This window comes from Brevundimonas sp. GW821-FHT10E09 (assembly GCF_058809375.1).
Genome location: NZ_JBXASO010000001.1, coordinates 347,560 through 365,720 on the forward strand (window position 1 = coordinate 347,560; position 18,161 = coordinate 365,720).

An 18,161-nucleotide genomic window follows, 5' to 3' on the forward strand; every position below is an offset into this window, starting at 1 on the left:
GCTTCGGCGCCAGAGCAGCCCGATGCGGCGCAAGCAGGGCGATCCATAAGTGAGCCAGGCTCAGAGCGTCTCAAAAGCCGTTGCGAGCCGGGGCAGGAGTGATCGTATCGCGCTCCGGATCGACGCGTGCAGGGGCTCGTGAAAATCGGCGGCATCGGGGCGAGGGCCGTGTCCGTCGCGCTGTCGGCCATCGGCGGCACGGACGTCCACGCCAAGAACTACGCGTTTCTCATTGCGGAGGAGGGCCAGGTGCGGCTGGCGCCGCTCTACGACATCTCCAGCGCCCTACCGTATGACGGGCTGCAGTATCAGCGTCTGAAGCTGGCGATGAAACTCGGCGGCGAATATTATCTGCGCGACATCGGCCCCGTCAGGTCGCCAGGTTGGCGACCGAACGCCAAATGAGATAGCCGCGTCGTTGCCTAGGGCAAAGGTCCGTGATCGTAACTGAAGACGCGGGCCAGTTTCCAAGAACCGCCTTCGAGCTTCCACATTTGAGCAAATCGAGCTCGGCCGACACGGCTCTCTTCGCCGTCGCCCTGACGTTCATAGAAGACATGCTCGCCGGTTTCGACGGCGCCATACTGCTCTATCGGGAAGACGGCGACGGTTTCGTCCAAGGCTTCCCGGCGCGACCGCCACGCGTCCGGAGCATCTCGACCCTTACAGCGCGTGGCGTACTGGGCGACGAAAGCGTCACCGTCTGTCGCGACCAGGCCGCCGCGGTCATCAAAGAATTCGAAGTCGTCGGTCACCATGGCGCGGAGGGCGGCGGGGTCGCACCGCTCCATGAACAACTCGAAGAGACGGGCGTCCGCTGCAACGACCTGGGATCGCAGGTCAGGGCGACCTGCTGCCATGGTAGGGGCCGCGCCCACCGTCAAACCGAGCGCGATAAAGCCTGCAACAAGCGTCTTGATTTCAGAGCTCACGAAACACTTCTCCAAAATGGGCGGGTGGACTCTTCGCCGGTCAGGCGCCGGCAGCACAACTGCAGAAGGCGATCCTGTGTCGCCATGGGCCTGGGAAAATGGCGAAGGTGAGCAACAAAGCCCGCGTCAGCCCCATGACGGTATTCACATGCCGTCTGCGGCGCGCCCCTATCAAGTTAAGCTTAGGCAATGCTCCAGGTCGTTCCGCCGCTCGATTATTCGTCGGACTGTTTTCGCACCGTCATCGTTGAGCCGTAAAAGCGCGGCCCAACGGGTGCGCCCGCGGGGGTAGGATGTCTGTTCAGGATCTGAGTGCGGGGCGGCTGCTGGCGAAGAACGCCGTGCGTCTGCGCGCCTTTGTCCGCAGCCGGGTCCACAACGACGCCGACGCCGACGACATCAGCCAGGAGGCTTACGCCCGCGTCCTGGCCCGATCCCGGGCCACGCCGCTGAAGGATCCGGTGGCCTACGCCTTTCGGGTCGCGCTCAATCTGCTCAGCGATCAGAGGCGCCCCGGCGCCCCGGATGTGAACGAACCGATCGACGACGCGGCGGCCTCGGACGCGCCCTCCCCGTTCGAAGTTCTCGACATGAAGCAGAGAGCGGACCTTTTCACCCGCGCGCTTCAGCGCATGCCCCGGCTCAGGCGAGAAGTCTTTGTTTTGCGCCAGTCCGCCGATCTCAGCTATCCGGAGATCGCCGCGCGGCTGAACATCTCGGTCGAGGCCGCCCAAAAACACTTCAGTCGCGCCGCCCTCGAAGTGCGCAAGGCGGTGGACATGGAGCGTGCGCGATGAAGAATTCTGCGCGCGTCTCCGAAGAACAGGCCGCCCTTTGGGCCGACCGTCGGCGTCACGGCGAAATGGACGACGCGGCGGACGAGGCGCTGCGCGCCTGGCTGACCGCAGCGCCGGAGCGCGCCCGACTGCTGGAGGCCCAGGAGCGGTTGCTCGCCGATCCGGCCCTGGCGGCCGCCAGCGCAACACTGGCGGCTGAAGCGGGCCGGCGTCGGCGCGCCTGGCGGGTTCGGCCCCTTCCACTCTCGCCATCCCTCTGGGCCGGCGGCATGCTGGCGGCGGCCTCCGTGACGCTCGCCGTGCTGATATGGCCGTCCCAGCCCGCCCTGGTCGAACAGAGGCTGGAGGGAACGGCGGGACGCAGCCTTCAAGCGGCGCTGGACGACGGCTCTTCGGTCCAGCTGAACGGCGACAGTCGGGTCCGCACGGCCTTCGGCCCGGAACGGCGGGACGTCTGGCTGAGCGGGGAAGGGTTCTTCTCGGTGGCCAAGGACGCCAGACGCCCCTTCTCGGTCATCACGACCACACATCGAATCACGGCCCTGGGCACGCGCTTCAACGTCGATGAACGCAGCGGCGGCGCGGTGGAGGTGACGGTCCTGGAAGGCCGGGTCGAGGTGGTCCCTTTGAACCACCCCGAGCGCGGCCAGGTGCTGAATGCAGGCGGTCGACTGCTGAGCGACGGCGCGACTGCCCGAGCCGGGGCGATCGAACGCCTGGACCCGGAGGTCAGGGCGCCGGACTGGACCGAGGGATGGATCGACGCGGACAATATGAGCCTGGCCGATCTGCTGATCGAGTTGAAACGCCGATCGCCCGGCCTTCAGGCCGAACTCGCCGATCCCGCCCTGAGCCGACGCCGGATCAGCGGGCGGTTCGCCGCTTCTCGACCGCAGGACGTCCTGAGCGTGGTCGCGGACATGCAGGATCTGACGCTTCGCAGGGACGCCTCCGGCCGTCTGCTGATCGATCGGTGAACCCAGGATGTGGGCGGGCCGCGCAAGGTTTTGGAGCGCAGCAGCGGTGACGAGCCTGTGGCTTGCGGCGGGCGGCGCCGCGGCTCAAGCCCCGGCCCCGGCCCCGTTCGCCGCCGCCGCCGACCAGACCCCGCACAGGTTTCGGATTTCCAGCGGCCCTCTTGCCCAGGCCCTGCGTGATCTTTCCCGGCAATCGGGCATGGCCGTTCTGGCCGACGCCGATCTGATGAACGGACGTCGCACAGCGCAGTGGCAAGGCCGAACCACCGCCTGGAACGCCCTGACCCGGCTGCTGGCCCCCCATCCGGACCTGCAGGGCCGCATCGTCGGCGAGACCCTGATCATCGAGCGGGCGCAGGCTGCGCCGGCGCCGACGACCGTGACCCAGCTGGAGGAGGTGGTGGTCCTGGGCCGCAAAGGGGCCCTCCAGGAGGCTCTGGAGATTAAACGGGCCTATGACGGCGTCAGCGATGTGGTCAGCGTCGACGACCAGGGCCTGCTGCCCACCAACAATCTGGCGGAAAGCCTTGCGCGTCTGCCCGGCGTCAACGCCGTCAGAAACCACCAGACCGGCGAAGGCGATCGCCTGACGATCCGCGGCATGTCGACCGAATGGAACGCCTATCGGATCAATGGCGTGCGCCTGGGCGGCGCCGGGTCGCGGGCGGACAAATTCTATCGTGGCGTCCGCCTCAGCTATCTGCCGCCCGAAGGAATCCAGAACCTGATCGTGCGAAAGACCCTGACGCCCGATCTGGACGGAGACGCCCTGGGCGGCCTGATCGACATTCAAACCCCGACGGCCTTCGACGCCGACCACGACTATGTGCGGCTGTCGGCGGAAAACGGCTGGCTGACCCGGTTCGATCGACCGAAGTCGGGCAAGTTGGCCTTGGCCGTCTCGCGCCGTCTCTCGGATCAGCTGGGCCTCTTCGTCGCCGCCAACTGGAGCGACGCCCGCTCGCAATTCGAGATGGTCGGCGGCGAGAGCGACGACCTGCCGCCCGTCTGGTTCGACACCTTCTATTCGACCGGCTGGGATTTCGACCGTTTCATCATGAGGGGCATGGAACTGGCCGTCGGCGAGACCCAGGTGCGCCGCCTTGGGGTGAACGGGAGCCTGGATTGGCGAGGCGGGCAGCAGGAGCTTCACCTGCGGCTTCAGTACAACCGCTACGAGGGCGAGGAGTACCGGAACCGTCTGAATTTCCGGAACGACGGCCTGGCGGGAACCGAGCGGCTGGTCCAGGTGGACAGCGGTCGAACCGGTCTGGCGCAGCCGGACGCGATGGTGGTCGGTTCGGATCCGGATTTGGGGCGCATCTACGGCTACTCGACTGCGGACATGAAGGATGTGGACGGGGATGGGCGGATCACCGACGCCGACCGCGACGTCCGCTCCATCTACAGCCTGGCCGGCGCATCGGGCGTGTGGGACCCAATGGGCTTCCGACTGAGACGGTTCTGGGAAGCGACGCGGGAATCCGGCCTCTTGTCGTCCATCACCGTGGGCGGACGGCGGTGGGACGGGCCGTGGCGGATCGACTATGATGTCTCGCTGTCGCGCTCTCAGGATGATCTGGACGAGGGCGCGCTCCTGGAATTCAGGACCGACGCCGTCGAATGGCTGGGCAATCGCGGCGTCCGGGTGGTCGAGACCGACGATCCGCGCTTTCGCCTGTGGGGGCTCAATCCCGCCGGCATGGCGGCGGTTCAGGATCCGGCCGCCTATGATTTCAGACATCTGGGCGATGAGTGGGAACAGACGTCCGAGACCCTGGCCCAGGCCCAGTTCGGTCTGACCTATACGCCGACCGGCGGCTGGCTGGAGTCGGTCCAGGCCGGAGGGCGCTATATGCACTCCAACCGCCGCAGCGCGGGAGGCGCTCGCCCCGATCTGATCGGTCCGGAGACCCTGGCCGATCTGGAAGGGCTGTTCGGCGCGCCGGTCACGGACTTGTTCGACGGCCGCTATGTCGGGGACCACCGGCTGGGCGTGGTCTTGGACAGCCGACGGATGTCGGCCGAGATCGAACGGGCCTATCGCGGCGACAGCGCCTATTTCACCGTAGACCCCGCGTTCGAGCCCCAGGCCGACGCCGAGAGGTTCCGGCTGAAGGAACAGGCGGCGGCCGGCTATGTCATGGCCGCAGCCCGATGGGCCGGAACCGAGATCACGGGCGGCGTGCGGGTCGAGCACACCCGATCAAAGGTGAGTTTTCCCATTCTGGATGCGCTCCGTGGCGACGGACGGGATCAACGTCGAAACAGTTTCACCAATGTCCTGCCCTCGCTGCATCTGCGGCGCGCCCTGGAGGGCGACAAGGTCTTGCGGGCGGCGATCTGGACCAGTTTCGCCCGACCGGACATCGCCCGAATGACGTCGGCGCGGCAGTATGTCTACGATCAGGATCCCGACCGCGACGGCGAGGTCAATCCCGAGGCGGACTGGATCCTTCAGGAAATCCGCCAAGGCAATCCGGACCTGAAGCCTATGGAAGCCATCGGCTATGATCTGTCGCTCGAACACTATGGCCGATCGACAGCCTGGTCGGCGGCCCTGTTCCACAAGGACATTCATAATTTTCTCTATAGGGCCTCAACCAGTTCGATCCGCGACGGCGGACTGATTGACCGCGGGGATGAGAACGGGACGCCCGTGCGGGCCTACGCCAACGGTCGGCGGGCGCGGATCAGCGGGGTCGAACTGGCGATACGCCACGGCCTGGACTGGGCGCCCGCCCCGCTGGATGGGCTGGGCGTCACGGCCAATCTGACCTGGCAGGTCAGCCGCGCCGACGCCAACATCGTCTGGCGCGTCGGCGATCGGCTTCCCTTTACGGAGACGCCCGAGACCCTGGCGTCCGTCGAACTGTTCTGGCAGGGCGGCGGATGGGAGGCGGCGGCCGGCTGGAGCCGCCAGGGCGGCTTCCTCGAAGGTATGGATAGTTTCGCCAACGACCCCTACGAACAGGCCTACAGTTTTGTGGACATCAGCCTTCGACGACGGTTGGGCGGCGACGGCTTGGCGTCGATTCAGATCCGCAACCTGCTGAACAGCCATACCTATTGGTACACCTTCGGCTCGGGGCCGGAGGATTTGCGGGAGTACATCCGCACCGGGCCGACGGTGACCCTGGCGATCAGCCGCAGCTTCTGAGCGGATCCTGCGACGCCAGGCGGCCCGCGAACCTTCGGCTGAAGGCGCCGCCGAGGCGCGAGACGGTCAGGTCGTAGGCGCCGTCCGGCAGGACCGGAAGTCGCAGGCGCAAGGGCGCTCCAGCGCTCAGCCTGTAGCGACGCGTGGGACACAGGCCCGTCTCGTCATTGACGCAGAACCAGGCGTCCTCGGCCGGGACGATCTCCAGGATCAGGCCCCGACCTCGGCGCGGCTCTTTCAGGCGCGCCGCGACAGGGCCGTCTTCGGCCAGACAGCCGGAGAAGCGCCTGCAGAAGCCGTCGGGTCCAAGCAGGCGCAGATCATAGGGGGCGGCCGTCCGGATCAGTTCGACCTGATCGCCGGGCGACAGGCTGAAGGCGTCCATGGACGCCGACGGCTGATGCGCATCGAGGATCTGAAGATGCGCCACATCGCCGCCGGCCGCGTTGCACACCGTCAGCAAAAGCTCATCCTGGGCGAAGTCAAAGCGATCCGTCACGGAGAGGCTGCACGACCCGGAAAGATCGCGCGTCTTCGTGGTCAGGCGGGGATTGAAGGCGCCGCCCGCTCGGCCCCCGCGCCTTTGCATGGCTTCGATCATGGCAGCGCCGCGAGCCCGCAGTCGCTCACGGCGCGCCGAAGGCCCCGTGGCCGATCCGTCTGAATCACATTGGCGTCCAGGACCAGCAGTCCCTCCAGCCGGGAACACAGGTCGGGCGCCCGGACCGCCAAGGCCTCATCGACATCGCCCAGACTGTTGACCCAGATCCGCGCCGGCATGGCCCGCGCCCCGTTGCGGAGCTGCGGGGTCAGAGACTCGGGGTCGCCGTGAATGATCGTCGCCGCCGGCAGCCCCTCGACGGCGGCGGCCAAGCCGTCGGGACGGCTGACGCGCGGCATGAGCAGGGCGCGCGGCGCGAGCTCACGCACCGCCCGCAACACCGCCCTGTCGGAGTCGAAAAAGACGACCTGGTCCGTTATTCCCAGCCCCTGCACCGCCGCGACCACGGGGCCGATGCGATCCGTCTTGAGGTCCAGATCAACCAGCACCCGTCCGCACGTCTTGCGAAGCGCCTCGACTAGGGTCGGGGGCGGCTCGGAACTGTCTTCCAGCCGCAGGCGACGCAGTTGGGCGTAGGTCAGGCTCTCGGCCTCGCCGGCGCCGCCGGTGGTCCGAGCCACCGTATGATCGTGCATCAGAAAGGGCACGCCGTCGGCGGAGACCTTGACGTCGATCTCCACGATGTCGGCGCCCTCGCGCACCGCTTCGTCGATGGCGGCCAGCGAGTTCTCGGGCGCGTCGAGGTGGCCGGCCCGGTGTGCGGCGATCAGCAGGGCGCCGCGCGGCTTCGCCAGTTCGGCCTGAAGGCGCGACATGACGGCGGTCTGCCCGCAGACCGGATCGGCCAGGGCCGGCGTCGCCGCCAGCCCCGCCGCCCATGCCGCGAGCAGCCCGACGATCGCGGTGCGCGCGATCACTACTGGTCCTCGCGCCGCAGGATCAGCTCCGGCGTCGCCGGCTTCAGATCGGTCAGACGCGCCGGACCCGCGCCGGGCTTGTCCAGCTGGAAGGCGTCGTACAGGGCGCCGTCCATGGTGAAGGCTCGCACCGTCAGTCGGTCGCCGGCCACCTCGACCTGCTGGAACACCTGCACGCCGCTGGCCTTGCGGTCGGTCCAGTTGAGGTCGCCCAGCGGATACTGTTTCGGCCCGACGTTGGAGACCATATAGACCGGGCCCTGTTCGTGGGGGCGGCCGCGCCCATAGGTGTGGTCATGGCCGGCCAGCACCAGGTCGACGTGATAACGGTCGAACACCGGCTGCAGCGCGGTTTGCAACTCTTCCCCGCTGCGTCCCCGAGCGGTGGAGTAAAGGGGGTAGTGCAGGAAGACGACCGTCCAGCGGGACGGGTTGTCCGCGAGTTGGCGCTCCAGCCAGGCGAACTGATCCTGCGCAGCCTGCGGGTCTTCGTCGATCATGTCGGCGTCGAGCGAGATGATGCGCACGCCCTGATAATCGACCCGATACACGGTCTCGGTCAGCATGTCGGACGGGCCGTTCTCGGGCAGGGTGAATTGCAGCCGCCACTGGGGCGCCAGCATTTGCGGGGTCGAGCCCTGGGGCTTCATGTATTCGTGGTTGCCCGGCGTCATCAGCGACGGGGTCTCGGCCAGACGGTGGGCGTCCATATCGAACCATTCGCCCCATTCCGCGTCGTTGTCGGCCCGGTTGATCAGGTCGCCGGCGAACAGCATGAAGGCCGCGTCCGGGGTCTGGCGCAGGGCGCGGCGCACGGCCAGGCCGCCCATGGAGCGGATGTCGTTCTGGACGTCGCCCATATAGAGGAAGGTAAAGGGACGAACCTCGGCGGCGGCGGTCTTGACCTGGCGCCAGGGCGACCAGGCGCCTTCCTTGCCCACGCGATAGACGTACTGGGTGTCGGGGGTCAGGCCGGTCAGCCGCACGCTGTAATAGTCGGCGGCGACGTTCTGTTCGTCCCGCGTCGTGAAGGCGGCGGAGGTGCGTTGTGCGGGCAGGCGAACGGCCTGGGCCGGATAGGCCGGCCCCGGCGTCAGGATCGCATATTCGATGAAACCATCGCCCGCGCCCGCTTCGGCGCGCCAGTTGAAGGCCAGGCTGGTCGAGGGCGTCTCGGTCAGATTGACGATAACGCGTTCGGGCGCGGAAACCGTCTGGGCTTGCGCCGGGACGGTCTGGAGGGCGGCGAAGGCCAGGACGCTGCAGGACAGGGTCGCGGCGAGGCGCAGGGACAGGCGCATGGAGTATCCTCGATGTCAGGAAAAGGCGCCGCTCGCGGGAAATCTCCCGCGAGCGGCAGGCGCGATCAGAGCCGCCAGTTCAGGTTCAGGCTCAGGTAACGACCGTTCTCGATGTAGTCGCGGACGCCGCCCTTTCCTGCACCGAAGGTGTAGAAGTAGGTGTAGTTGTCCAGCAGGTTCTGCACCTTGAAGGTGGCCGTCAGGTTCGGCGTGATCTGACGCCGCGCCATCAGGTCCACGAAGTGGTAGTCCTGCTCATAGGGATCGTTGCCGAAGTCCTCGATGTCTTCCAGAGACACGTCCTGATAGTTGTAGGCTACATAGGCCTCCCAGCCGTTGCGCTCCCAGAACAGTTCCAGGTTCACGATGTGGTCGGGGGTTTCCATGAAGGGCAGGGTGTAGCCCTCAGGGTGCCAGAACAGGCCGGTTTCGGCTTCCGAGCGCTGGATGGTGGCGTTCGCCGCCACGCCCAGCCCGTCGAACGGCGCCGGCAGCCAGTGGAGTTGCTGGCGGGCGTTGATCTCGACGCCGCGGATCTCGGCCTTGCGACCGTTCATCGGCATGGAGACGGGCACGCCCGACGGATCGTCGAACTCGCCCTCCGTGCCGTCCCGAATGACCGACGACGAGGAGCGGAACAGGAACTTGTCCAGATCCTTGTAGAACAGCGCGACGGAGTAGGCGCCCGTGCGTCCGTTGTAATATTCCGCCGACAGGTCGTAGTTGACCGAGGTCATCGGCTCGAGATCGGGATTGCCCTGGACGATGCCGGTCAGCACCCATTCGCTGGTCGGGTTGGTCACGCCGTCGCCGTCGGGATCGCCGTCGTAGCTGTATTCCTTGACCGAGGTCATCCGTTTGATGTCCGGACGCGAGACGCTGGTCCAGATCGCCGCCCGCAGCTTGGCGTTCCGGCTTACGTCATAGTTGACGTGGATCGAGGGCAGCCAGTTGGTGAAGCCCGAGGTGTCGGTGGTGTAGTCCTCGCCCCGCACCGGGTTTTCGGTCCAGGCGCGGATGTCGTTGCTGGTGTCCTCGACCCGCACGCCGGCGATCACTTCGGCCGCGCCGAAACGAGCCGTGGCCATGGCGTAGGCCGACACCACCTGTTCGTCGTAGAACCAGGTCGAGGCGTAGTCGATCGAGTCCGCCTCGTTCAGCGTCAGCAGGGTCGAGTTGCCCGCCTTGGCGCGTTCGATCTCGGCCATCATCTTGTCGGTGTCGATGACGGGGCCGAGTTGGTACTGGCCGGTGTAACGGCCGTCGAACATGTCGGTGATCGCTTCGCCGAACAGGGCGGAATAGCCGGCCATGGTGCCCCGGGGCTCCAGGTCGATCAGCGAACCTTCCAGGCGTTCACGCTCGGACTTGTAGTATTTGGCGCCGGCGCGGACCTCTTGCAGCCAGGAGCCTGTCGGCTGGTAGCGCAGGTTGAACTGGGCCTGGTTCAGGGTTTCCTTGGCGCCGCCGTAGCTGCCGCTCAGGCTGGAGGCGGTGTACTGGGTCAGGTCCTGGACGCCCGCCATGCCGGCGGGGTTCAGCACCCATTTCAGGTACTGCGGATCCCCCTGGCTGACGATCTCGACGCCTTCGTTGCCCTTCCACAGATAGGCGTTGCGGCCGAAGTACATCTCGTAGCTGTCGACGATATTGTCCTCGGATTCCGAGTGCGACAGGTCGTAGTCGAGGGTGAACTCGCGGAAGCGGCTTTCGCCGCCGAAGTTGACCATCTGCAGCACGCCTTCGGTCGTGCCGCCTTCCCAGTAGCGACGCAGGCGGAAGCCCTTGGGATCCCATGAACCCGACGAGCCGTTCAGGCTGTAGTATCCGTTGGAGCCCTTGTCGGCGTCGGTGATCACCCCATCCTTGTCGCGGTCGACGATCTGGGCGGTGGTGTAGTTGTAGATGGCGCCCTTGGGGCCATAGCCGATGACGGCGTTCGCGGGCTGAGTCAGGTCGCCGCGCGACTTGTCGACCTGCTCCAGGCGCGCCGAGGCGCTGGTGCCGGCCTCGTTGCGGAAGTTGAGGCGGTTCCTGAACTGGGTCTCTTCATACTCATTGTACTGACCACGCAGGTGGAAGTCGTGATTGTCGCCGCGCCAGTCCAGCGAGCCGTTGAAGCCCCAGCGCGTCACGTCCGTGTCGCCGGTGGACATTTCCAGACCGCGGGTCACGAAGGTCTGGGGATCGAAGTCCAGGCTCTGGGCCGTGCCGTACCAGTTACGGGGCATATTATCCCCGGAGTTGCCGATCTGCTCGAACTGCGAGGCGCGTTCCGAGTAGTTGCCGGTCACGAACAGGCCCAGCCGATCGGAGAACTGCTTGCCGAAGGCGACGTCGGCCGCCCACGAGGTCCGGTCGTCGCGCTGTTGCAGCAGGGTGCCCTCGATCGAACCGGCGACGTGGGTCGGATCATAGTCGAAGGCCGTCGGCGTCTTGATGTCGATGGTGCCGCCGATGGCGTCGCCGTCCATATAGGGCAGCAGGCTCTTGTAGACGGTGATCGCATCCACGCCCGACGTCGGCAGGAAGCTGAGGCGCACCCCGCGGAAGAAGTTGTCGCCCGGCGATCCGGTGCCGCCCATGCGCACGCCGTTGACGGCGTAGGCGTTGTATTCGGTCGCCATGCCCCGGATCACCACCCGGTCGCCTTCGCCGGTGAAGTGGTTGCGGACCGCCGACACGCCCGGAATGCGGGACGCGGCTTCGGTCAGGTTGGACGAGGGCAGCTTGCCCATGTCGTCGGCGCTGACGCTGTCCGAGATCATGTCGCTGTTGCGCTTCTCGTCGATCGAGCGGCGCAGGCCCTGCAGATAGCCGGTGACGACGACTTCATCGAGGACGGCGGGGTTGGGTTGCGCCGCCGTTTCCGCCTCGGACGAGGTCGATTGCGACTGCGATTGGGCCGCCGCCCATTGCGGAAAGGCCGCGATCAACGCCAGGCCTCCGGCCGCCGCCAGATAGCGAGATTTGGTTTTCATGATGTAGTCCCCCGTGGTCTGCCTAGGCGCAGACGACAGAGAGACTGGACGACCCGAACAAGCTGACAGGCGTCGTCAATATTTCATACGCACGTCGTCAATCTGTACTGGACAATCAACCTCAGATATACAGATCCGCCCCGTCATTGACGAACCGGCAACCTTCTTCGGCTCCGTGCCGAGGCTTTGCGCCGCGATGCCGCACGGGCCGCAAGGGTAGGGGGATCGTCCAGCCCGGACCACACTGAGCCTTCGGCGTAGGGTGCGGCGCTGAATGTAGAAGCGGCGCCGCGCTCCGTCCCGGTCGAGACCCGGCCGGTTCAGCCGGAGACCGGCATTGGACGGCGGCGGGGAGGCAGACGCTTGCGGCCTGGGGCAGGGCGTCGCCCCTGGCCATTGTTCTCGCGTCCATTCCGTCTGGCGCGGCGGATTCGGTCTCCGCCGTGTCCGGCGCGTATCCGGCTGACTTCAGAAACCGGATCATGGACTGGTTGAACAGTTCCGGGCTCTGCCAAGGCGCGAAATGCCCGCTGTCCGCCAGATACTGAAGACCGGCGCCCGGGATGGCGTCCGCAATATAGGCGGCATGCTGCGGCGTTATGAATTCATCCTCCGAGCCCGCGACGATCAGAACCTGGGGCGCCCGGATCAGGGCGAGTTGACCGGGGCCGTAGTGAAGTCGCGTTGTCTGCATGGTCCTGACCGCCCGGGTCAGCCCGGAGAAATCCGGGGCGGGCGAGAGCTCGGCATAATCGGCGGCGAGCGGGGCCCCACCTGCCGCAGGATCGGCGCATCGCCGGCGTCCTTGCGGACACCCTGCAGATCCATATTGGCGCCGAACGCATAGATGGGGCCGAGTTGATCGCCTCGGTCCATGCCGAGCACGAGCGCCGTTATGGCGCCGTCGCTCCAGCCTATGATTGCGGGTCGGTTCAACTGCAGATGATCGATCACCGCTCCGACATCCTCGGCCAACTGATCGTAGCTCAGAGGTGTCGAACCCAGGGTGCTGCGGCCGTGGCCCCGGCTGTCAATGAGGATGACCTGATAGCCGGCGTCAAGGAGAGCGGGGACCTGTCGGCCCCAGGCCCGGTGGCTGGACAGTCCTCCGTGCAACAGGATCACAGGGGGGCCGCTGCCGATCACGCCGTACCAAAGATGGGCAGCCTCTCGCCAGACGCCGCCCTGTATGGGGATCCTGGGCAGGGCGCGCTCGGGCGGCAGGCTTTCGAGCGGGGATGGGTGCGGCGAACAGCCGAGAAGGCCGGGCAAGAGGACGAGCCCCAGACCGAGGGCGCGCCATGTCATGCCGCGCGATCGTTTGAAGTGGATCTGGGTCACCACGTCACCTGCAACTGGCCGATGCGTCGGATCCCCGCATAACCTTCCACCTTGACCGGCGGTCCAGCGAGGCGAAGCCCGGGCAGCTTGCGGCAAAGGGCCATCAGACCCTCTTCAAGTTCCAGTCGGGCCAGGGCCTCGCCGATGCACCGATGCACGCCGGCGCCGAACGCCATGTGCCAGCGAACATGATCTTGCCGGTTGATGAGGAAGGTGTCCGGATCCTGGAAGCGGGCCGGATCGCGCATGGCGGAGAGGGTGGACAGAGACACCAGATAGCCGGCCGGAATGACCATGCCGTCCAGCGTGATCGCCTCTGTCGAGAACCGGGGGAAGGAGCCCACCGGCGGTTCGAACCGCAGCGCCTCCGCCACGGCCGCACGCGCAAGTTCAGGATTGTCGCCATAGTCGGACCAGTCTGCACCGCGCTCGGCCAAAAGGCTGACCTGCACCGCCAGTGCGCCCCGGGTCGTGTCGCTGGCGCCGATGATCAAGGTCACGATCTGGACGGCGGCTTCGGCCTCGGTCAGATCGCCCGCGCCGATGGCGGCGAGCATGTCTTCAAGCAGCGCGGCGGGGGGCGTCTGGCCGGAAGCCGCGTCCGCTAGACGCGCCTTTACATAGTCTGTGAGCCAACGGGCCCCATCGACCATTCGGTCCATATCTTCGCCGGGCAGGGCCGGCGCAAAGGCGGGAGAGACTTTGTAAACCGCCCGGGCGAACTCTTGCGCGTCGCTCGCCGGGGCGCCGAGGAGCTGGCTCATAACCAGAGGCGGCAGGGGCGCGCAGAACGCCTGGACCAGGTCCGCCGCGCCATCGGCTTCAAAGCCGTCGATCAAGCCTTCGGCGGCCGTCCGCACCGTATCGCGCAGGGACTCGATGGCCCGGAAGGCGAAGGTGCGCGACAGGGGCGCCCGTCGTCGGCGATGCGCCTCACCTTCTGACAGCAATACGGATGTCGCCAGGAGGTCGAACAGCGGACCCGGCGGGACGCCGCGCATGCGCGCATAGAGAGCGCCGTCGATCTGCTGCGTCCTGGGATCGTTGAGAAGCCGCTCGACATCATCCGCGCGGAGAACGAGGCAGGCCCCATCCTCTCGTTGGATCACGGGGCTCTTTGAACGCCATTGGCGAAACAGGCCATGGGGGTCGCGCTCCAGGTCCAGTGAGGAGACGACGGGGATTGGCTCGCCTGACGGGGATAGCTCAAGAAACGGAGCGGGTTGCTGGTCCGCAGTGGTCGGATGATCGTCCTGGGGGGCGGTCCGTGTCGTAGTCATCGCTGGTCCTGTAGGTCGGAGCGGCGGCCGTACAGGCGCTGTGGGCCACGGCCGATGCGACAGGTTCAGCGCGCCGTGTCACTGGCGAGCTTCAGGATCCGTGATCATCGATGACAGATGAAACCACTTGGTCGGCGCATGGGCGCGGATGATCGGACCGACCCCTCGATCCGTCCGATCAAAGTGCGCCGGGTCAGTGAGACTTTCGGTCCAGGGCCTCCATGGCCCGCCGCAGGCGACTGTCGGTCGCCCGCAACTTGATCTCGTCCGAAACAAGCGCCGCCAGGTTCGTGAGGATCGCCCTCTGGCTGTCATCAAGCGTGCGCGGACGTGTGTCGATGACACACAGGGACCCGAGGGTGAAACCGTCGGGATCGACCACAGGGCATCCAGCATAGAAGCGGAAGTTCGGGGCGTCCGCGACAGCCGGGTTGTCGGAGAAGCGAGGGTCGGCGGACAGATCCTCTGAAATCATGCAGCTGTTCTGCAGGATGGTGTGATTGCAGAACGCCCAGCTTCTCGGCGTGTCGGCCATCTCCAGCCCATGCCGCGACTTGAACCACTGCCGCGTCGGCGTCAGCAGGGTGATCAGCGAGATGGGCATGCCGAGCGTCTGCGCCGCCAGCCATGTCAGTCGGTCAAAGGCGTCCTCGGGCGGAGTATCGACGAGGCCGGAGCGTTCAAGAGCGAGTAGACGCTGCGCCTCATTGCCGGGAAGGGGAAACAAGGAGGTCGCCTCCAGACCCTCGCCCGGCTGAGCAGGTCCCCTTACGGCCGCCTCGGCCGCCTCGGCCAGATCGTCGATGTCGTCGATGAACCGAACCCGGCCCGCTCCTTGGGACGCGTCGACGACAGTCTGGCGGCCTTCAGGGCCGACAACCAGTATGACGGTGTGTTGCAGGGCGACATCGGAGCCCAGCGCATGGAGCACGCCATCAGCGACGGCGAACGACTCTGCGTCGATGACCACGGCCGCCGGCGAGCGGCCGCCTATGTCCAACAAGGCGGTGAAAGGCTCGGGATAGGTTTCGACAAAGCAGGAAGGCGCGCTCTCAAGCGCGGCCTTGAACTGCGGCAACCGTTCGGGCCGCGCAATGACGATGACCCTGGCCGAGGCCGGCGTGGCCGGGAGTTCCTGACCCTTGACGAGCGCCACGACGTCGCTCCGGTAAACCCGCCGATGGCCGCCGGGCGTCTTCCACGAAGGGATCGATCCGCCCTCGATCAGCAACTGGGCGGTTCTGACCGACACGCCGAGAATCTTCGCGGCGTCCGTGGTGGTCACGATCTCCTTCTCGGCGGCGTCCATGGTCTCTCCTGCGGCTGATCGCGGTCTCGCGTCAATATGGAGGCGCGCTCCCGCTCCGCCACACCTCCGCCAGAATCTGATGCATTTGATGAAATTGGTAAATTTGATACCTAAATCGTCAATGTGGAGATGTGAGAATGTCGGATGGACTGCAAACCTATAAGGGGGAGTTCGCGGCCCGCGTCGCGGCCAATCAGGCTCAGCGGCTGGCGAACCTTCGGAAAACATACGATTTCATCGTCTGTGGCGCGGGCAGTTCGGGCTCGGTCCTCGCTCGACGACTGGCGGAAAATCCGGCTGTCCATGTGCTGCTGATCGAGGCCGGCGGGAGTGATGATCGGCCGAGCGTCATGGAGCCGGCCGCCTGGCCGACCAACCTGGGCAGCGAGACAGACTGGGGGTTTGTGGCCGAGCCAAATCCCGAGCTGAACGGACGGGCCATGCCGATGTCCATGGGCAAGGTTCTGGGCGGCGGTTCAAGCATCAACGTCGGCGTCTGGGCGCGCGGCCACCGCAGCGACTGGGACTATTTCGCCCAGGAGAGCGGCGACGAGTCCTGGGGGTATGAATCCGTTCTCGGCCTCTACCTTGAGATTGAGAACTGGCAGGGTGCGCCCGATCCCCTGTATCGGGGCACGGGCGGGCCAGTCTTTGTGCAGCCGACGCCCGATCCGGGGCCGGCGGCTCTGGCGATGCTGGACGCCGCGCTCGAGCTCGGCATACCCACTTACGATAGTCCGAACGGCCAGATGATGGAGGGGGACGGCGGTTGCGCCATCTCCGACGTCCTGACGCGGAACGGCAAACGGCATTCCATCTTCCGCGCCTTTACCTATCCCTACCTGGACCGGCCCAATCTGACGCTCCTGACCCGCACCCAGGTGAACCGGGTGATCGTTCAGAACGGTCGCGCGGTCGGGGTCGAGGCGGTGCGGGACGGGGTGGTCGAACGGTTTGACGCCGCCCATGAGGTCATTCTGTCGCTCGGCGCCATCATGACGCCGACCGTCCTGATGCGTTCCGGGATCGGCGACGAGGACGATTTGCGCGCCGCAGACATCAAGGTCCTTCATCATCTGCCCGGCGTAGGCCGCAACCTGCAGGACCATGTGTCCTTCGGCTGTATCTGGGAATACCGCGAGCCGATCGCGCCGCGGAACAGCGGCAGCGAGGCGACCCTCTACTGGAAGTCCGACCCCGCCCTGAGCGAACCAGACTTGCTGTTCTGTCAGGTCGAGTTCCCGGTGCCGAGCCCCGAAACTGCTGGCCTTGGCGTCCCGGAGCACGGTTGGACCATGTTCGCCGGTCTCGCCCACCCCAAGAGCCGCGGTCGGGTTCGCCTGTCGAGCGGGGATCTCCTGTCCCTGCCGCGCATCGAACTCAACACCTTCAGCCATCCGGACGATCTCCGCGCTGCGGTCGCCTGCGTCCAGCTGTGCCGCGATCTGGGCAACACCCGGGCCTTTGAGCCGCTGGTCGCGCGTGAAGCCATGCCCGGCCCGTTGGGGCAGGCGGACATGGAGCGTTACGTTCGAGACGCGGCGGTGACCTACTGGCACCAGACGTGTTCGGCCAAGATGGGGCGGGACGCGCTGTCCGTCGTGGACGGCAGTCTGCGCGTCTATGGTGTCGAGGGGCTGCGCATTGCCGACGGATCGGTGATGCCGCGCGTCGCGACGGGCAACACCATGGCGCCCTGCACGATCATCGGTGAGAAGGCCTCGCGCTATATCCGCGCGGCTCACGGGGTCTAGGGCCGGAAGAACGGGCGGCCGCTGGTTGGAGACCGGCGGCCGCCTGCCCGGTCAAGGTCGAAGCGCCTGTTCAAGTGCGGGGCGGGCCTCGTCCAATCCTCTGCAAGTCTGTTCATGTCAGGAAAGTGCTTCTTCATGATGTACGCTCAAAGACACGTCCTCGTCGTCGACGACAACGCCTCAGCCCGTGATGCGCTTGGCGGATTTCTCAGCGAGCATGCCTTTCAGGTCAGCACAGCCGCCGACGGCGCAGCCATGCGGCGAATTCTCAGGGCCCGGCCCATCGATCTGGTGGTCCTCAATCTCGGTATACGGCGCGAGGACGGCCTCGATCTGATGCGGGGCGTCGTCGATCGGGACGAAGCCCCCGTGATCAGCATCACCGATGCTGGCGGCGGCGAGCCGGACAAGGTCGTTGCGCTGGAGCTGGGCGCTGACGATTGCATGAGCACGCCCGTCAGCCCGCGGGAATTGCTCGCCCGCATTCGCACCGTCTTGCGTCGCGCGCGCCCGGCGAAGGCGCGAGAACGCGTCCGGTGGCGGTTCGCCGGGTGGGAGCTCGACCTGCGTCGGCGAAGCCTCACCTCGCCGGACGGCGCCTTGGTCAAGCTCACGACAGCGGAGTTCAACCTTTTGACCGCCCTCTTGAGGAGCCCGAACCAGATTCTGACCCGTCATCAGTTGGTCACGGCCAGCCGAGTCCATCCGGACGAGGTGAATGACCGCAGCATCGACGTCATGATCCTGCGGTTGAGGCGAAAGCTTCAAACCGCGCCCGGCCCTCAGCGCATCATCCGAACCGAGCGGGGCGTCGGATATGGGATCGCCGTTCCGGTTGAAGCCTTTTGAC

At 66.3% G+C, this 18,161-nt stretch carries 14 protein-coding genes; 6 read left to right on the forward strand and 8 right to left on the reverse strand.

Annotation, left to right across the window (positions count from 1 at the left end):
• Positions 1 to 168: 168 nt before the first annotated feature.
• Complete coding sequence (locus AC1RSI_RS01640) at positions 169 to 405, forward strand: HipA domain-containing protein (RefSeq protein ID WP_230307510.1); 237 nt, start codon at positions 169 to 171, stop codon at positions 403 to 405.
• Positions 406 to 422: 17 nt separating this feature from the next.
• Here the strand turns inward: AC1RSI_RS01640 and AC1RSI_RS01645 are convergent, their stop codons facing one another.
• Positions 423 to 932 carry a nuclear transport factor 2 family protein gene (locus AC1RSI_RS01645; protein ID WP_197019686.1) on the reverse strand — a complete coding sequence of 170 codons (510 nt, stop codon included), beginning with the start codon at positions 930 to 932 and terminating at the stop codon, positions 423 to 425.
• 293 nt (positions 933 to 1,225) lie between these two features.
• Here AC1RSI_RS01645 and AC1RSI_RS01650 point away from each other — a divergent pair, with 293 nt between their 5' ends.
• From AC1RSI_RS01650 to AC1RSI_RS01660, 3 genes are read left to right on the forward strand one after another with little or no spacing between them, the layout of a single operon-like run.
• The gene (locus AC1RSI_RS01650) at positions 1,226 to 1,729 is read left to right on the forward strand and encodes a sigma-70 family RNA polymerase sigma factor (RefSeq protein ID WP_008261505.1); all 504 of its coding nucleotides are present in this window, start codon (positions 1,226 to 1,228) and stop codon (positions 1,727 to 1,729) included.
• Positions 1,726 to 2,706, forward strand: coding sequence for a FecR family protein (locus AC1RSI_RS01655; RefSeq protein WP_154725379.1), 981 nt, complete (start codon positions 1,726 to 1,728; stop codon positions 2,704 to 2,706). The genes AC1RSI_RS01650 and AC1RSI_RS01655 overlap by 4 nt, the downstream gene beginning before the upstream one ends.
• Positions 2,707 to 2,752: 46 nt before the next feature.
• Positions 2,753 to 5,866 (forward strand): TonB-dependent receptor, encoded by a 3,114-nt coding sequence (locus tag AC1RSI_RS01660; protein ID WP_492322688.1) that lies wholly within the window; start codon positions 2,753 to 2,755, stop codon positions 5,864 to 5,866.
• On the opposite strand, the gene AC1RSI_RS01665 is transcribed toward AC1RSI_RS01660, so the two are convergent.
• From AC1RSI_RS01665 to AC1RSI_RS01695, 7 genes are all read right to left on the reverse strand, one after another.
• A complete protein-coding gene (locus AC1RSI_RS01665) occupies positions 5,850 to 6,467 on the reverse strand; it encodes a phospholipase domain-containing protein (RefSeq protein ID WP_154725377.1) in 618 nt (205 codons plus the stop codon). The genes AC1RSI_RS01660 and AC1RSI_RS01665 overlap by 17 nt on opposite strands.
• On the reverse strand, positions 6,464 to 7,345 hold the full coding sequence (locus AC1RSI_RS01670) for a glycerophosphodiester phosphodiesterase family protein (RefSeq protein ID WP_447941438.1): 882 nt from the start codon (positions 7,343 to 7,345) through the stop codon (positions 6,464 to 6,466). Before AC1RSI_RS01670 ends, AC1RSI_RS01665 begins: the two co-directional genes overlap by 4 nt.
• Entirely contained in the window at positions 7,345 to 8,646 is a 1,302-nt protein-coding gene (locus AC1RSI_RS01675; RefSeq protein WP_154725375.1) for a purple acid phosphatase family protein, read from the reverse strand. The genes AC1RSI_RS01670 and AC1RSI_RS01675 overlap by 1 nt, the downstream gene beginning before the upstream one ends.
• Positions 8,647 to 8,711: 65 nt before the next feature.
• Complete coding sequence (locus tag AC1RSI_RS01680) at positions 8,712 to 11,627, reverse strand: TonB-dependent receptor (protein ID WP_154725374.1); 2,916 nt, start codon at positions 11,625 to 11,627, stop codon at positions 8,712 to 8,714.
• Positions 11,628 to 12,338: 711 nt separating this feature from the next.
• Positions 12,339 to 12,968, reverse strand: a complete 630-nt coding sequence (locus AC1RSI_RS01685) for an alpha/beta fold hydrolase (protein WP_154725372.1) — start codon at positions 12,966 to 12,968, stop codon at positions 12,339 to 12,341.
• Positions 12,965 to 14,077, reverse strand: coding sequence for a cytochrome P450 (locus tag AC1RSI_RS01690; RefSeq protein WP_196066308.1), 1,113 nt, complete (start codon positions 14,075 to 14,077; stop codon positions 12,965 to 12,967). Before AC1RSI_RS01690 ends, AC1RSI_RS01685 begins: the two co-directional genes overlap by 4 nt.
• A gap of 364 nt (positions 14,078 to 14,441) precedes the next feature.
• A complete protein-coding gene (locus AC1RSI_RS01695) occupies positions 14,442 to 15,557 on the reverse strand; it encodes a GAF domain-containing protein (protein ID WP_154725370.1) in 1,116 nt (371 codons plus the stop codon).
• A gap of 137 nt (positions 15,558 to 15,694) precedes the next feature.
• On the opposite strand from AC1RSI_RS01695, the gene AC1RSI_RS01700 reads away from it, so the two are divergent.
• Together AC1RSI_RS01700 and AC1RSI_RS01705 are read left to right on the forward strand one after the other, a co-directional pair.
• A complete protein-coding gene (locus AC1RSI_RS01700; protein WP_154725369.1) occupies positions 15,695 to 17,311 on the forward strand; it encodes a GMC family oxidoreductase in 1,617 nt (538 codons plus the stop codon).
• Between the two features lie 135 nt (positions 17,312 to 17,446).
• Positions 17,447 to 18,160, forward strand: coding sequence for a response regulator (locus AC1RSI_RS01705; RefSeq protein ID WP_081836061.1), 714 nt, complete (start codon positions 17,447 to 17,449; stop codon positions 18,158 to 18,160).
• Position 18,161: the final 1 nt, after the last annotated feature.

What these genes read in the sequence shown, in the direction of transcription:
- AC1RSI_RS01680 (WP_154725374.1), bottom strand. Translation starts at nt 11,627, where the DNA reads ATGAAAACCAAATCTCGCTATCTGGCGGCGGCCGGAGGCCTGGCGTTG.
- AC1RSI_RS01700 (WP_154725369.1), top strand. Translation starts at nt 15,695, where the DNA reads ATGTCGGATGGACTGCAAACCTATAAGGGGGAGTTCGCGGCCCGCGTC.
- AC1RSI_RS01650 (WP_008261505.1), top strand. Translation starts at nt 1,226, where the DNA reads ATGTCTGTTCAGGATCTGAGTGCGGGGCGGCTGCTGGCGAAGAACGCC.
- AC1RSI_RS01695 (WP_154725370.1), bottom strand. Translation starts at nt 15,557, where the DNA reads ATGGACGCCGCCGAGAAGGAGATCGTGACCACCACGGACGCCGCGAAG.
- AC1RSI_RS01665 (WP_154725377.1), bottom strand. Translation starts at nt 6,467, where the DNA reads ATGATCGAAGCCATGCAAAGGCGCGGGGGCCGAGCGGGCGGCGCCTTC.
- AC1RSI_RS01705 (WP_081836061.1), top strand. Translation starts at nt 17,447, where the DNA reads ATGATGTACGCTCAAAGACACGTCCTCGTCGTCGACGACAACGCCTCA.
- AC1RSI_RS01655 (WP_154725379.1), top strand. Translation starts at nt 1,726, where the DNA reads ATGAAGAATTCTGCGCGCGTCTCCGAAGAACAGGCCGCCCTTTGGGCC.
- AC1RSI_RS01675 (WP_154725375.1), bottom strand. Translation starts at nt 8,646, where the DNA reads ATGCGCCTGTCCCTGCGCCTCGCCGCGACCCTGTCCTGCAGCGTCCTG.